This is a genomic window from Nonomuraea helvata, from assembly GCF_039535785.1.
GTDB lineage: Bacteria > Actinomycetota > Actinomycetes > Streptosporangiales > Streptosporangiaceae > Nonomuraea > Nonomuraea helvata.
On the sequence record NZ_BAAAXV010000009.1, the window covers coordinates 837,834 to 851,342 of the forward strand.

Sequence of the window (13,509 nt, forward strand, 5' to 3'; positions counted from 1 at the left end):
CGGTGAGCTGCGACCTTGGTGAGCGTCAGGCGTTGAGACAGTGCCGGATCCGATCGACGAGATGGCCGATCTCGACGGGCTTGGTGACGTAGTCACTGGCCCCGGCCGCGATGCTCTTCTCCTTGTCGCCCGGCATGGCCTTGGCGGTGACCGCGATGATCGGCAGGTCGGCGTACTGCGGCATGGCCCGGATCGCGCTGGTGGCGGTGTAACCGTCCATCTCCGGCATCATCACATCCATCAGGACGAGATCGATGTCGGGGTTGGCGATCAGGGTGTCGATGCCCAGCCGGCCGTTCTCGGCGTGCAGCACCGTCATGCCGTGGCTTTCCAGCATGCTGGTGAGCGCGAACAGGTTCCGCGTGTCGTCGTCGACCACCAGGACCGTGCGGCCCGCCAGCGGGCTGTCACTCGTGACCGCTGCGGGCGCCTGCGCCGGTTCGCGCCGGATCAGCGGCGGCACCTCCCCCGCCCGATTGGCGGTGAGGTGCAGGGCGATGCGCTCACGGAGCTCGTCCAGGCTGGACAGCTGTTCGAGGGGCCGGTCCGGGGAGTGCGGGCGCAGGATCGTCTCCTGCTGGGTGGTGCGCCAGCTGCTGTAGGCCAGGACAGGCACCCCGGCCAGGGCAGGGTCGCTCTCCATGGTCTCCAGCAGGTGGTAGGCCGCCCCCTCGGGCAGGTCGAGGTCGAGCACGATGCAGTGACAGGGCTGGTCGGCGAGCGTGGCGGCCGCCTCCTGCACCCCCGCCGCGGTGACGAGCTCGATCGTCTCGTCCCATCTTCCCGACAGCTCCGTCACGACCGTCTCGGTGACCAGGGACAGCAGCCCGCGGGGCCGCTGCTCGATCACCAGGAGCCGGCGGTGCTGCGGAGCCGGCGCCGCCGACGGGCCGGCTTCCGTGGGCTCGTCCTCTCCGGCCTCCTGCGCCTCGGCGGAGGGCTCCGCGACGAAGGCGAGTTCCTCGAAATCAGGGTGGGCGATCGGCAGGTACAGGGTGAAGGTGCTGCCCTGGCCGGGCGCGCTCTGCGCGGTGATCGCGCCGCCGAGCAGGTGGGCGATCTCGCGGCTGATCGACAGGCCGAGCCCGGTGCCGCCGTACTTGCGGCTGGTGGTGCCGTCGGCCTGCTGGAACGCCCCGAAGATCATCTCTAGTTGATGCTCGTTGATGCCGATGCCGGTGTCGATCACCCGGAAGGCCAGCGCCGCGCCATGGGCGCGTACGGTGGCAGGGAGCTCGCCGTGGCCGGCCGGCTCGATGCGCAGCTCGACGCCGCCCGTCTCGGTGAACTTGACCGCGTTCGACAGCAGGTTGCGCAGCACCTGGCGGAACCGCGCGTCGTCGGTCAGCAGCTCCACCGGGATGCCGGGCGCGGTGACGATCTCGAAGTCCAGGCTCTTCTGGCTCGTCATCGGCCGGAAGGTGGCCTCGACGTACTCGATCAGCCGGCGCAGGGACACCCGCTCGGGGGTGACGTCCATCTTGCCCGCCTCGACCTTGGACAGGTCGAGGATGTCGTTGATGAGCTGCAGCAGGTCCGAGCCGGCCGAATGGATGATCTCGGCGTACTCGACCTGCTTCGGGCTGAGGTTGCGCGTGTGGTTCTGGGCCAGCAACTGGGCGAGGATGAGCAGCGAGTTGAGCGGGGTGCGCAGTTCGTGGCTCATGTTGGCCAGGAACTCGCTCTTGTACTTGGAGGCCAGCGACAGCTGGTGGGCCCGCTCCTCCAGCTCTTGGCGGGCCTGCTCGATCTGCAGGTTCTTCGCCTCGATGTCCTGGTTCTGGCTGGCCAGCAGCCGCGCCTTCTCCTCCAGCTCGGCGTTGGAGTGCTGCAGCTCCTCCTGCTGGAGCTGGAGCTGCGCGGATCGGGCCTGCAGCTCCGCGGTCAGGCGCTGGGACTCGGCCAGCAGCTCGTCGGTGCGGGCGTTGGCCACGATGGTGTTGAGGTTGACGCCGATCGTCTCGGTGAGCTGCTCGAGGTAGGACCGGTGGACCGGGGTGAACGCGTGCACCGAGGCCAGCTCGATGACACCGAGCACCTGCTCCTCGAAGATGACGGGCAGCACCACCAGGGCGCTGGGCGGCGCCTCGCCGAGGCCGGAGGAGACCTTGACGTATCCCGGCGGGAGCTCGGTGAGGGCGATGCTCTTGCGCGTGCTCGCGACCTGGCCGACCAGCCCCTCCCCCACCCTGAAGCGGGTGGGACGGCCGGACTCGGTGGAGTAGCCGCAGGCGCTGATCAGCCGCAGCTCCTCACCGTCGGCCAGGAAGAAGGCGCCGTACTGGGCGGACACCAGCGGCGTGAGCTCGTTCATGACCAGCTCGGCCACCGTGGCCAGGTCGCGGTGCCCTTGCATGAGCCCCGACATGCGGGCCAGGTTGGACTTGAGCCAGTCCTGATCCTCGTTGGCCCGGGTGGTCTCGCGCAGCGACCCCACCATCGAGTTGATGTTGTCCTTCAGGTCCGCCAGCTCGCCCTCGGCGTCCACGGTGATCGACCTGGTCAGATCGCCCGAGGTCACCGCGCTGGTCACCGCGGCGATGGCGCGCACCTGCCGGGTCAGGTTCCCGGCCAGCTCGTTGACGTTCTCCGTCAACCGCTTCCACGTGCCCGATACGCCCTCCACCTCGGCCTGACCGCCCAGCCGGCCCTCGCTGCCCACCTCGCGGGCCACCCGGGTCACCTCGGCGGCGAACGACGACAGCTGGTCCACCATCGTGTTGATCGTGGTCTTCAGCTCCAGGATCTCCCCGCGAGCGTCCACGTCGATCTTGCGGGTCAGGTCGCCCCTGGCCACCGCCGTGGTGACCTGGGCGATGCTGCGCACCTGGTTGGTCAGGTTGTCGGCCATGGAGTTGACGCTGTCGGTAAGGTCCTTCCAGGTGCCGGCCACGTTGGGCACCCGCGCCTGGCCGCCCAGTTGCCCCTCGGTGCCCACCTCGCGGGCCACCCGCGTCACCTCGTCGGCGAACGCGCTCAGCGTGTCGACCATCGTGTTGATCGTCTGTGCCAGGGCGGCCACCTCGCCCTTGGCCTCCACGGTGATCTTCTGTGACAGGTCGCCCCTGGCCACCGCCGTGGCGACCTGGGCGATGCTCCGCACCTGGCTGGTCAGGTTGGAGGCCATCACGTTGACGTTGTCGGTGAGGTCCTTCCAGGTGCCCGACACCCCACGCACAGTCGCCTGGCCACCCAGATTGCCCTCGGTGCCGACCTCGCGGGCGACCCGCGTCACCTCGTCGGCGAACGACGAGAGCTGGTCGACCATCGTGTTGATGGTCTCCTTCAGCTCCAGGATCTCCCCGCGGGCGTCCACCCGGATCTTCTGCGACAGGTCGCCCTTGGCCACGGCCGTGGTCACTTCGGCGATGTTGCGCACCTGGGCGGTGAGGTTGTCGGCCATCACGTTGACCGACTCGGTCAACGCCTTCCAGGTGCCCGAGACGCCCTTGACGTCGGCCTGACCGCCCAGCCGCCCGTCGGTGCCCACCTCACGGGCGACCCGCGTCACCTCGTCGGCGAACGACGACAGCTGGTCCACCATCGTGTTGAGCGTGTTCTTCAGCTCCAGGATCTCGCCCCGGGCCGACACGGTGATCTTCTGCGACAGGTCGCCGCGCGCCACCGCCGTGGCCACCTGGGAGATGTTGCGGACCTGGTCGGTGAGATTGCCGGCCATGAAGTTCACGGAGTCGGTCAGATCCCGCCAGGTGCCGGCCACGCCCTTGACGTCGGCCTGACCGCCGAGCTCGCCCTCGGTGCCCACCTCACGGGCGACCCGCGTCACCTCGTCGGCGAACGACGACAGCTGGTCCACCATCGTGTTGACGGTGTTCTTCAGCTCCAGGATCTCGCCCCGGGCGTCCACGGTGATCTTCTGTGTCAGGTCGCCCCTGGCCACGGCCGTGGTCACCTGGGCGATGCTCCGCACCTGGTCGGTCAGGTTGCCCGCCATGGCGTTGACGGACTCCGTCAGATCCGTCCAGGTGCCCGACAGACCCGTGACCTCGGCCTGGCCGCCCAGCCGCCCGTCGGTGCCCACCTCGCGGGCCACCCTGGTCACCTCAGAGGTGACCAGGGCCAACTGGTCGACCATGCCGTTGAAGACCGTGGCGATCTCGCCGAACAGACCGTCGGCGTCACCGGGCAGCCTCGTGCCGAAGTTTCCGTCCTTGATCGCCGTCAGTCCGGCGAGCAACTGCCTCAGCTCCGGCTCTCCCACCTCGGCCGAGGGAGCGCCGGCCGAACGGGACCCCTCGATGGTCGAGCCACCCATGTCCACCTCACTGTCTGCCTCACGGCCAAGCCCGGTGCGATGCTGCAACCCGTCACGGGGCGATCACCGCGCCCCGATCGACGCCCATACGGCCAAAGAGGAGCTTCGTTTCCTGAATCTTTGCACGTGAGATTACTTGATGGGGGCACGTTTGCAATCCGTCGGGTTGTGCCGGGAAGGTGACGTCGCAGTTTGAGGCGGCAGTCTCCTCGGCTTGACGGATGCCGCGGCATTCAGGCCGGCATGCACTTCGGCTCGGTGAAGGTCACCTTCTCCTTCGGGAGCCTGTCGAGCAGCTCCACCCTTTCGACAGCGCCTCCGCCGACCAGCTGTCCCTGCTCGTCCAGCGAGTTGTAGCCCAGGTAGCGGTAGGTCTCCGGCTCGAATATGAGAACCATGTGGTCGGGGGTCTGCACGCCGATGCCGCTACGCCCCAAGGCGTCGGTGACCGACGGCCTCATGGACACCCCCTTCATCTCCGAGACCAGCTTGAACAGCGAGGCACGCAGGCTGGGCCGTACCGCGGACATGTTGATCAGGTCCTGGAGCGTGAACGTCTCGCGCAGCTGCGGCTCTGCCGGGTGCTTGGCCACCACCTGCCGTACCCGCTCTTTGAGTGCCGCCACGTCCGTGGGCCAGTTCGCGAGGTCCACGTAGGTCATGCCCACGGTTCTGTTGAAGCTGTCGGAGCAGAGCTTCATGAGGGTGACCTGCTCGCCCTGGCGCATCATGAACTCGCGTGAGCCGTCGACGGGCGCCCAGTCCTCCCGGGCCTCGGCCTCGATGCCCGAGGAATCGCCGGACCTCGCGCCGCTGGAGTAGAGGTCGCGGCCCACCGTGTGCACGATCTGGCCCGGGCGCGGGTGGAGATCCGGCTCCGACCCGGCCGACTCCGCCGCCCGCGCCAGCAGTTCCTGCGCACTGGCCGGTCTGACGTCCGAGGTCACCTGCACGGCGGCGAACCCCACGGTCAGCGCCGCGGCCAGCCCCCCTGCGACCGCGAACCTGAGCCTCGCGCGGCTGCGCCGGGGCTGCCGCATGCCGTTCAGCAGCCGGTGCCGGGCCCCGGCCAGGTCACGCTCGGTGCCCGCGGGAACCTCCGCCCACATGGTCTTGAGGTTGTCCATCACTTGTCTCCCAACGTCTCGCGAATCTTGGTGCGGGCCCGGTTGAGGCGGGAGCGCACTGTTCCCACCGGGATGCCGAGCGCGTTCGCCACCTCCTCATAGGTGAGCTCCGCCCAGGCGACCAGCAGCAGTACGTCGCGGTCGCCGCGCTTGAGTTCCAGCAGCGCCGCGGCCAGCGGCCGGTTGACGGCCAGCGTGTTGACCTCGTCCTCCACCGGCGGCACCCCCGGATGCACGCCACTGCGGACATATGCCTGGTACAGGCTCAGCTCGGTGCGTTTTCGCTTGCCGATGACATTCGAGGCGATGCCGTACAGCCAGGGGCGCGCGTCGGGACGCGAGCGGTCGTAGCGGTCCCGGTGCTTGAAGGCCGCGAGGAAGGTGTCGGAGACGACGTCCTCGGCCGCGTCCGGGCCTAATCTGCGTACGGCATAGCGGTGCAACAGGGGTGCGTGCCTGTCGAAGAGCGCCGCGAAGATCTCCGGTTCACGGAGCGACTCTTGGATGAGGGTCGCGTCGTCGGACTGATCGACTTCACGGGTGATGGTCATGCATATGAGCCCTTCTCGGAGTGGCAGCGGCCACCGTTACTTACCGCCACACGCCGAAAGGGTTCACGTCTGGTTCGCGTTCAGCATGGAATGGCCTATTGTCTGGCAACGCGCAACAGAGCGGCCGTAGCGCCAGATTAGGCTGATTACTGGCCTCCCGCGGCGTCCAAGCGGGGCGCCGCTCACGCCGCGCGCCTTGATGTGGCCGAAGAGGCCCAAGCCTGCCACGTCGATCACGCCGTCCGGCCCTTGCCGACTCCACTCCCCGTCCTCGCGCCACAGGCACAGCATTCGTTCGCTCGCGATGAGCAGGAGGTGGGCCCGTGACTGGAACAACCGGCAGGGTGGCATTGGTGACAGGCGCCAGCAGCGGAATCGGTGCGGCCACCGCGCGCCTTCTGGCCGCGCGAGGGATGCGCGTGGTGGTCAACTACCTCCGCAACGTCACGGCCGCCGACGAGGTCGTGGCCGGCATCGAGGCCGCCGGCGGCCAGGCCATGGCGGTGCAGGCCGACGTGCGCGAGGCGGCGGCGGTCGAGAGCATGGTCAAGCAGGTCAAGGCGGCGTGGGGCGGCATCGACGTGCTCGTGCACAACGCACTCATCCCGTATGTGGTCAAGCCGTTCCACGACATGACCTGGAACGAACTGGGCGGCAAGCTCGACGCCGAGATGCGTGCGGCGTTCGCGGTCACCAAAGCCGTCCTCCCCGCCATGACCGAACAGGGCTGGGGACGCATCATCTACCTCGGCACCGGCCTCAGCCACCATCCCCGCGAGGGCATGATCGCACTGGGCACGGCAAAGGCCGCACTGGTGCAGTTCGCCCGGTACCTCGCCCAGGAACTGGGCCCGCGGGGCATCACGGTCAACGTCGTCGAGCCGGGCCCGGTGGAGGACACCCGCATGGCGAAGAACGTGCTCGACGAGAAGCACCGGCAGCGGCAGGTGGCCGCTACCCCGATGGGCCGCCTGGCACACCCGGACGACGTCGCCCAGGCGGTCGCCTTCTACGCCGGCGAGGACAACGCCTTCATGACCGGCACCACGGCCGCGGTCAACGGCGGGATGTCCATGTACTGACGCCCCACCGTCCTCCGCGCAGGGCGAGCACGGTCACCAGTCCGCCTCCCTCAAGAGGCTCGCCGCAACCAGCGTCTCCACATCGGTGCCGCCCGTTCGTCTGGGTCGCCGTCGTCCTCAACGCGCTGCTCGTTCGCCGCATGGGCCGTGGTGGAGCCGCTCACTTCGCCGAGCCGTTCGCCAGTTCGGCCTCCAGCAGCCGCATGGCTCGGGGCACCGCGAGGCCCCGGCCGACCGCGAACCACACGGCGATCAGGATGATCAGCGGGAGCTGGGAACTGAGCGACGATCGGGCCACCGCGTCGGCGGACTGGCTGTAGATGATCACGACGCGCAGGACGGCGTCCACGATCAGCACCCCGCCCAGACTGGCCGTCATCGCCCGGTACAGCGTACGGAACTGCCGAGAGTGCTGCCAGGCCCGATCGAACGCCTCGGCGCGCGCCGGATCGCCCTGCGAGGCAACGGGTTTGAGTGCGGTGCGCATCAACGGTCGTTCGGACCAGGTCGTCGCAAGGATCACGATGCCGCCGATGGCCAGGTAGATCGATATCCGGGCCAGCACGAAGCGCGCGTCACCGTTGATCGAGGTGAGTACCACGCTGGCCGCGACCTCGATCAGGACGACCACGGCGAACACGTCCACCCGATGCTTGGATCCGTCCCGCCAACGGCTGCGCAGCAGGTCGGCGAGCACGATCACACCGGAGGCGATCGCGCCGATCACCATGCTGGGGACATTGCCGAGGCCGAGGGCGTAGGAACCGACGATCGCCGCCGCCGGCAGGAGTGCCGCCACCACGGCCAGCCGCCAGCGGAACCGGCCGGACTCGGCACGGCCACCGATCGCCTTGCCGCTCAGCAGGGTTCCGCCGACGGCCAGCCGTACCGCAGGAGGCATGCCGGTCGGAGCCAGCGCGAACAGCATCACCGTCGGGAGGAGCAGGTCGACCGCGGCGTTCGCGATCATCAAGGCTATGTAGGCCGCCTTGCGGCCCAGGCGGATCTCAGACATGGGACGCCTTTCCGGCGACGTGGTGTGCCTCGACAGCGAACCCGGCCGACCGGGCGAGAGCGGCGCCTGCGGTGATGCGCATGTCCCGGTGGTAGGCGGCGACTGCCTCGGTGAGGTCACCTGTCCGGTCCACATGGGACATCAAGCGGGCGGCATCGCCGAGCGCGGTGTTCGCGCCCTCGCCGCCGGCGGGCGACATTGCGTGGATGGTGTCGCCAAGGAATGCGACGGGGATTCCCGTGGCGGTGGGGATGTCCGGAATCGCGGGCATCGCGCGCAGCGGAGTCATGAACGTGTCGGCGATGATCGAGTCACGCAGCACAGAGGTCGCGCGGGCATCCCAGTCGGCCGTACGGTCCTGAGCGAAATGAACGAGGTCGGCGCGGCTCGTACCGTGTCGGGGCAGTTCTTCGTCTCTGCCCATCAACACCCACATCACGTACGGCGCGATCGTCGTCGAGACCGGTGGGTCGTACGCGCACAGGGCCAGGGTGGCCGCCTGGTCAGTCACGCCGCAGAAGCGGCTCCGCATGACCACCGGCGGCATCCATGGCCGGTTCACGGCGGTCAACGGGCTGCGACCGAAGATCGCCGTCCAGCCGAGCGGCTCTGGACCGGCGTGCGGCAGCAGTTCCCGCCGCAGCGCGGACCCGATGCCGTCGGCGGCCACGACCAGGTCGGCGTCACCGACGTCGGCGAGCGAGGTGACCTCACGGCCGAAGGTGATCCGGTCAGCCACGCCTTCGGCCAGCACGCGCCGCAGCGCCCCCCGGTCGACGGCTCCGGGAACCGGTGGCATCTCGTCGCGGGACAGCAGCTGCAAGGCAGGTGAGAACAGGTACGTCGCGGGGTCGTCCTGGCGGTGCAGGCTCCGCTCGTAGTCCTCGAACTGTTTGGCCGCGAGGCAGGCGTGCAGCGCGTCATGCCCGGTCGCGTTGATGTTGATCCGGTAGCCCTGTGCGGCGTCGGTGATGCCGTCGTGCGCCTCCAGCACCTCGATGTCCGCGCCGGTGCGGCGTAGCGCGTTGGCCACGCATAACCCTCCGAGCCCTGCTCCTACCACGACGACTCTCATTGCCTGCCCCGTTCATTATCTGCGCTCATCATTATCACGACATTAAGATAATGCAACGGTAAGATATGCTGAACGCATGACGCAAGTCGACCCCGTCGATCAGGCCGCAGAACTCGTCGGTCGCGAGTTCGCCATGGCGGTCGTGGTGTTCCACGAGGCCGTCGGTCGGCTGCTGGGACTCAGTGCGGTCGAGCGCAAATGCTTGGACCTGCTGCAACGGCTGGGCCCGGTGACGGCGGGGGCCATCGGCGAGCACACCGGTCTCACCACGGGTGCCGTCACCCGTATGGTCGACCGGCTGAGCAAGGCCGGCTATGTGCAGCGCTGTCCCGATCCGCACGACCGCCGCAAGGTCGTGGTGCAGTTGCTGCCCAACGAACGGATGGACGCCCTGATGGCGACGGCGTTCGGCCCGTTCGTCGGGGACATGACCGCGATCATGGGCCGATACGACGACAACGAGCTCAGCGCGATCCTCGACTTCGTCCGCAGCACCACCGACGCACTGCTCGCCAACACCCGGCGGGTCACCCGCCTCGACCCCGCCCGACCGGATGGCTGACCACGACCGACGTGGCGCAGGCGTCTTAGGTCGTCGAGAGCTGTCGTCGCAGGTCTGAGCGCCGGCTGGGCCATGCGGTGTCGTCGACCGCCAGCCATGGTTCGCCGGCCAAAGTCGATGGGGTTACCCCGGTGAACGTCATGACGTCCCGATGCAGGTGGGACTGGTCGGCATAGCCGCTGTCCGCCGCGACTCGGGCCGCGCCTTCACCCGCGACCAGGCGGTGGGCAGCATGGTCGAAACGGACCAGCTTTGCGGCGCGCTTGGGTGGCAGGCCGATTTGAGAGTGGAATCGGGACCACAGGCGTTTGCGGCTCCATCCGACCTCAGCCGCCAGGTGGTCGATCCGGACGAGGCCTCGGCTGACGGCGATCCGGTGCCAGGCCCAGGCCACTTCCGGGTCTACCGGCGACGCCGCCTCGCGTCGGCGGGCGAGCACCGCGTCGATCAACACGAAGCGATCCGTCCAGGAGGTGGCATCGCCCAGCTGCTCACGGATCCGTGACGCCTCTCGGCCCCACAGATCCTCAAGGGTCACCACGACACTTTCCAGCTCGGCCGGGCAGACGCCCAGAATCGCGCGTGCCACCGTCGGAGACAGGCGCACCTGCACGCATTCGACGTTCTCACCTCGCACGCGAACCGCGCCGCCGAACCCGACCCCGAGCCCGGCGACGAGACTTCCCCGATGCTGCCGTCCGGCGGCGTCGTCCACGAAGGGTGTGCCGTCACCGAACTCCACAGCCAGCATCACGGCCGGGTGCGGGACCATCCGGAGGCCGACCCCGGCCAGGCTACGGACACCGAACCCAGCCATGCTGACACCGGCCGCCCGGCCGGTCCGCGCGGGGCGTGCGACGTCCCACGCAGTCACATCGTCACGTTCGTACGCGGTGGACCGCATCGTCACATGCTAGAGCCCACTGACCGGAACATTCGTTCAATACTCCGGCGCGCACCTGCGGCGACCGTAGACCCATGGTGATTCCCCTGGGGCTCGATGACCCCGCCCTTTCGACGACACCGACCCGCGGTCTCCGCACCGGCAGGCTGAGGTGAGCCGCGCGGCACGGCGCCGGCGGCGCCTCCTGATCACCTCGGCCGTCCTCTTCGCCGTCGTCGGGTTGCTTCTCCTGAACGCGGAGCTGGTGACGCGGGAGGGCGCAGAGGCCAGTAGGAATTCGACGCTGCCCCTCGACGGCGGGAACATCTACGTGCGCCAGGACGGCCCCCGCAATGCCCCTGCGCTCGTACTGATCCACGGGCTCGCCTCGTCGACCCGCTCGTGGGACGCGCTCGTTCCGCTGCTGACCAAGTCCTATCGCGTCATCCGGATCGACCTGCTCGGACACGGCCAGTCTGCCAAACCGGCCGGCGGCGGCTACGAGATCCCCGAGCAGGGACGCCGGGTCGCGGAGGCGATGGACCGGCTCGGCGTCAAGCACGCCGTGGCGGTCGGCCATTCCACCGGCGGTGTGGTCGTCACGTCCCTCGCCGAGCAACGACCCGACCTGGTGACCGCGCTCGCGATCATCGACACCGCACCCCGCTTGGACGCCTTCGTCTCGAACGGCTTCGTCGCCGGGCTCTTGTACGACCCCGTCATCGGGCAGCTGCTGTGGCGGTTCCGGACCGACAGCGTGATCCGTAACGGCGCGAGCACCGCGTTCAGCCGCCGCGGCTACCAGATCCCGCAAGCGATCGTGGACGACGTGCGCGGCATGACCTACCACGCGTTCACCGCGACATCGCGGGCCGGCGACGACTATCTGACGCAGCGCGCGCTCCCCGATCGGCTGATCCACCTCGGCAAGCCGCTGCTGGTGATCTTCGGCAAGGAGGACAAGCGATGGCGATCCTCATCCGCCGAGGAGTACCGCGCCGTGCCGGGCGCGAAAGTGGAGGTGCTGCCCGGCATCGGACACACACCCATACTCGAGGATCCGCCACGGACCGCCGCCCTTCTTCTGGCCTTCACCACGAGCCACACTTCGCCGTCGCACTGACCGTGACGGCACCGAACCTAGGAGCTCGCGATGCCACACACCAGTTCAGGCATTTACTGGGAGGAACACGGCCAGGGCCCTCTGGCACTTGTCATGTTGCCGGGATTCGGCGCCTCGGCCGACCTCATGGTCAGAATCGCGCGACACCTCAGCGGGTTCCGCGTCCTGATCTTCGACCTGCCCGGACATGGCCAGTCCGTACGCGCGCCGGCGGACGGGAGACTCACCACGCTGGCCGCGACCCTGCACGACGCGATCAACGACACGGGCGTCGACGCTTACTGCCTGGTCGGCTACTCCCTCGGCGGTGCGATCGCGGTGCGTATCGCGCTTGACCACCCGGACGAGGTGCGTGCGCTGGTCGGCGTCGTCCCGTGGAACGCCGCGGGGACGACTGCCGGTGACGAGGTGATCGCCGGCTTCGATGCCGCGTACGGCAATGTCGAGGCCCTCACGCAAGCAGTGGCAGCAATCTCCTTGGACCCGTCGAAGACCTCGAGTCTGACGAGCAGCATGCTGACCGTCACAGAGCAGATGTGGCACGGCTGGCTGGCCGGCGGTGCGCTGACAAGCCAGGCCGACGAGCTGTCTGAGATACGCGTACCGACCTGCTACATACTCGGCGGGAAGGACATCGTCGTAGATCAAGCCAAGCAGCTTGACGACGTGCGGCGCATCCCCGGAGGCCGTGCGGTCCTGCTGAGCGATCTTGGCCACTTGTGTGGCCTCGAGAGGCCCGACGTCGTCGCGAATGAAATCTCGAACTTCCTGGAGCCAGTCCTCAAAGGCGACGCAGACGGCCGGCCGGCCGGAACCCCATCGGCTTGACAGACGTGAGGTCGGTCCTCCGTGTTGTAATGCCGCAGCAACGCATCCGTCGCATCACTCCCGTGGACGCAACCGAGGCCGGCAGGAACCCCGACGGTTCACGACAGTCAAACGCAACCACGGCAGCCCTGTTTTCCGGCATAGTGCCACACATATGGCCCGCGAACTTCGGGAAGATCGCAAAGCACTTGGAGGTGCAGCGATGGACACATCCGCGTATTTAAAGGCCGTCGTCGAGCAGACGAGCATGTTCGCCGACTGGGTGCACGGCAGGGATGCGGCGGCCCCGGTGCCGACATGTCCGAAATGGACGCTGGCCGACCTTGTCGACCATGTCGGCGGGACACAGCGTATGGTGGCCATGCTCGTGGGTGAGCAGATGACCGAGCCGAGCAGGGCGTTCGCCGGCTACGTTCCGGGTCCGACCGATTCGGGCCAGTGGCGCGCCTGGCTGAGCGACGGCGCGGCCGAGGCGAGACAGGCGTTCGCATCGGTCGCCGATGACACGCCGGTGTGGAATCCGGCGGGCGGCGCCGCAGGCGTGCCGTTCTGGTCACGTCGGCTGTTCAGCGAGGCTTGCGTGCATCGCGCGGACGCGGCTGCGGCGCTCGGCATGCGGTACGAGCTGGCGCCGGAGCTTGCCGTGGCGGCCCTCGAGGACTGGCTGGACGCGATGACTTCCCGCGGCTATTGGGAGAACAGGCCGGCCTTCGCCGATGCGATGCGCGGGGGCGGTCAGACTCTGCATTTCCACGCAACCGACGCGCCTGGGGAGTGGGTGGCACGCCGGGAACCGGACATGGTCGTGCTGGAGCGCACGCACACCGAGGCGGACGTCGTGGTACGCGGCCCAGCCGTCGAGCTCCTGCTCGTGATCAGCAGGCGCCGCGCACTGGATGCGGCTCCTTCCCTGGAATTGCAGGGGGATCGGGCGCTGCTCGACCACTGGATCGAACACATGGACTGGGTCACCGACGGCTGATGCAC

At 68.5% G+C, this 13,509-nt stretch carries 11 protein-coding genes; 5 read left to right on the forward strand and 6 right to left on the reverse strand.

Going from position 1 to position 13,509, the window contains the following annotated elements:
• Nucleotides 1-25 precede the first annotated feature (25 nt).
• From ABD830_RS36650 to ABD830_RS36660, 3 genes are all read right to left on the reverse strand, one after another.
• Nucleotides 26-4,276, reverse strand: a complete 4,251-nt coding sequence (locus ABD830_RS36650; protein WP_344997951.1) for a HAMP domain-containing protein — start codon at nt 4,274-4,276, stop codon at nt 26-28.
• Between the two features lie 233 nt (nt 4,277-4,509).
• Nucleotides 4,510-5,403, reverse strand: coding sequence for a CU044_5270 family protein (locus ABD830_RS36655; protein WP_344997953.1), 894 nt, complete (start codon nt 5,401-5,403; stop codon nt 4,510-4,512).
• The gene (locus ABD830_RS36660; RefSeq protein ID WP_344997955.1) at nt 5,403-5,954 is read right to left on the reverse strand and encodes an RNA polymerase sigma factor; all 552 of its coding nucleotides are present in this window, start codon (nt 5,952-5,954) and stop codon (nt 5,403-5,405) included. The genes ABD830_RS36655 and ABD830_RS36660 overlap by 1 nt, the downstream gene beginning before the upstream one ends.
• A 323-nt stretch (nt 5,955-6,277) precedes the next feature.
• Here ABD830_RS36660 and ABD830_RS36665 point away from each other — a divergent pair, with 323 nt between their 5' ends.
• Nucleotides 6,278-7,036, forward strand: a complete 759-nt coding sequence (locus ABD830_RS36665; RefSeq protein ID WP_344997957.1) for an SDR family NAD(P)-dependent oxidoreductase — start codon at nt 6,278-6,280, stop codon at nt 7,034-7,036.
• Nucleotides 7,037-7,196: 160 nt separating this feature from the next.
• Here the strand turns inward: ABD830_RS36665 and ABD830_RS36670 are convergent, their stop codons facing one another.
• Both ABD830_RS36670 and ABD830_RS36675 read right to left on the reverse strand, forming a co-directional pair.
• Nucleotides 7,197-8,051: a VC0807 family protein gene (locus ABD830_RS36670; RefSeq protein ID WP_344997959.1), complete on the reverse strand. Its 855-nt coding sequence runs from the start codon at nt 8,049-8,051 to the stop codon at nt 7,197-7,199.
• Nucleotides 8,044-9,126: an FAD-dependent oxidoreductase gene (locus ABD830_RS36675; RefSeq protein WP_344997961.1), complete on the reverse strand. Its 1,083-nt coding sequence runs from the start codon at nt 9,124-9,126 to the stop codon at nt 8,044-8,046. The genes ABD830_RS36670 and ABD830_RS36675 overlap by 8 nt, the downstream gene beginning before the upstream one ends.
• Before the next feature lie 76 nt (nt 9,127-9,202).
• Here ABD830_RS36675 and ABD830_RS36680 point away from each other — a divergent pair, with 76 nt between their 5' ends.
• Nucleotides 9,203-9,688, forward strand: coding sequence for a MarR family winged helix-turn-helix transcriptional regulator (locus ABD830_RS36680; RefSeq protein ID WP_344997963.1), 486 nt, complete (start codon nt 9,203-9,205; stop codon nt 9,686-9,688).
• A gap of 25 nt (nt 9,689-9,713) precedes the next feature.
• Here ABD830_RS36680 and ABD830_RS36685 read toward each other — a convergent pair whose 3' ends face one another.
• Nucleotides 9,714-10,592 carry an AraC family transcriptional regulator gene (locus tag ABD830_RS36685; RefSeq protein ID WP_344997965.1) on the reverse strand — a complete coding sequence of 293 codons (879 nt, stop codon included), beginning with the start codon at nt 10,590-10,592 and terminating at the stop codon, nt 9,714-9,716.
• 151 nt (nt 10,593-10,743) lie between these two features.
• Between ABD830_RS36685 and ABD830_RS36690 the strand changes: the two genes are divergently transcribed.
• The 3 genes from ABD830_RS36690 to ABD830_RS36700 all read left to right on the forward strand — a co-directional run bounded on the left by ABD830_RS36690 (nt 10,744) and on the right by ABD830_RS36700 (nt 13,504).
• Complete coding sequence (locus tag ABD830_RS36690) at nt 10,744-11,694, forward strand: alpha/beta fold hydrolase (protein WP_344997968.1); 951 nt, start codon at nt 10,744-10,746, stop codon at nt 11,692-11,694.
• A 30-nt stretch (nt 11,695-11,724) separates the two neighbouring features.
• The gene (locus tag ABD830_RS36695; protein ID WP_344997970.1) at nt 11,725-12,522 is read left to right on the forward strand and encodes an alpha/beta fold hydrolase; all 798 of its coding nucleotides are present in this window, start codon (nt 11,725-11,727) and stop codon (nt 12,520-12,522) included.
• A 202-nt stretch (nt 12,523-12,724) separates the two neighbouring features.
• Nucleotides 12,725-13,504 carry a maleylpyruvate isomerase family mycothiol-dependent enzyme gene (locus ABD830_RS36700; RefSeq protein ID WP_344997972.1) on the forward strand — a complete coding sequence of 260 codons (780 nt, stop codon included), beginning with the start codon at nt 12,725-12,727 and terminating at the stop codon, nt 13,502-13,504.
• Nucleotides 13,505-13,509: the final 5 nt, after the last annotated feature.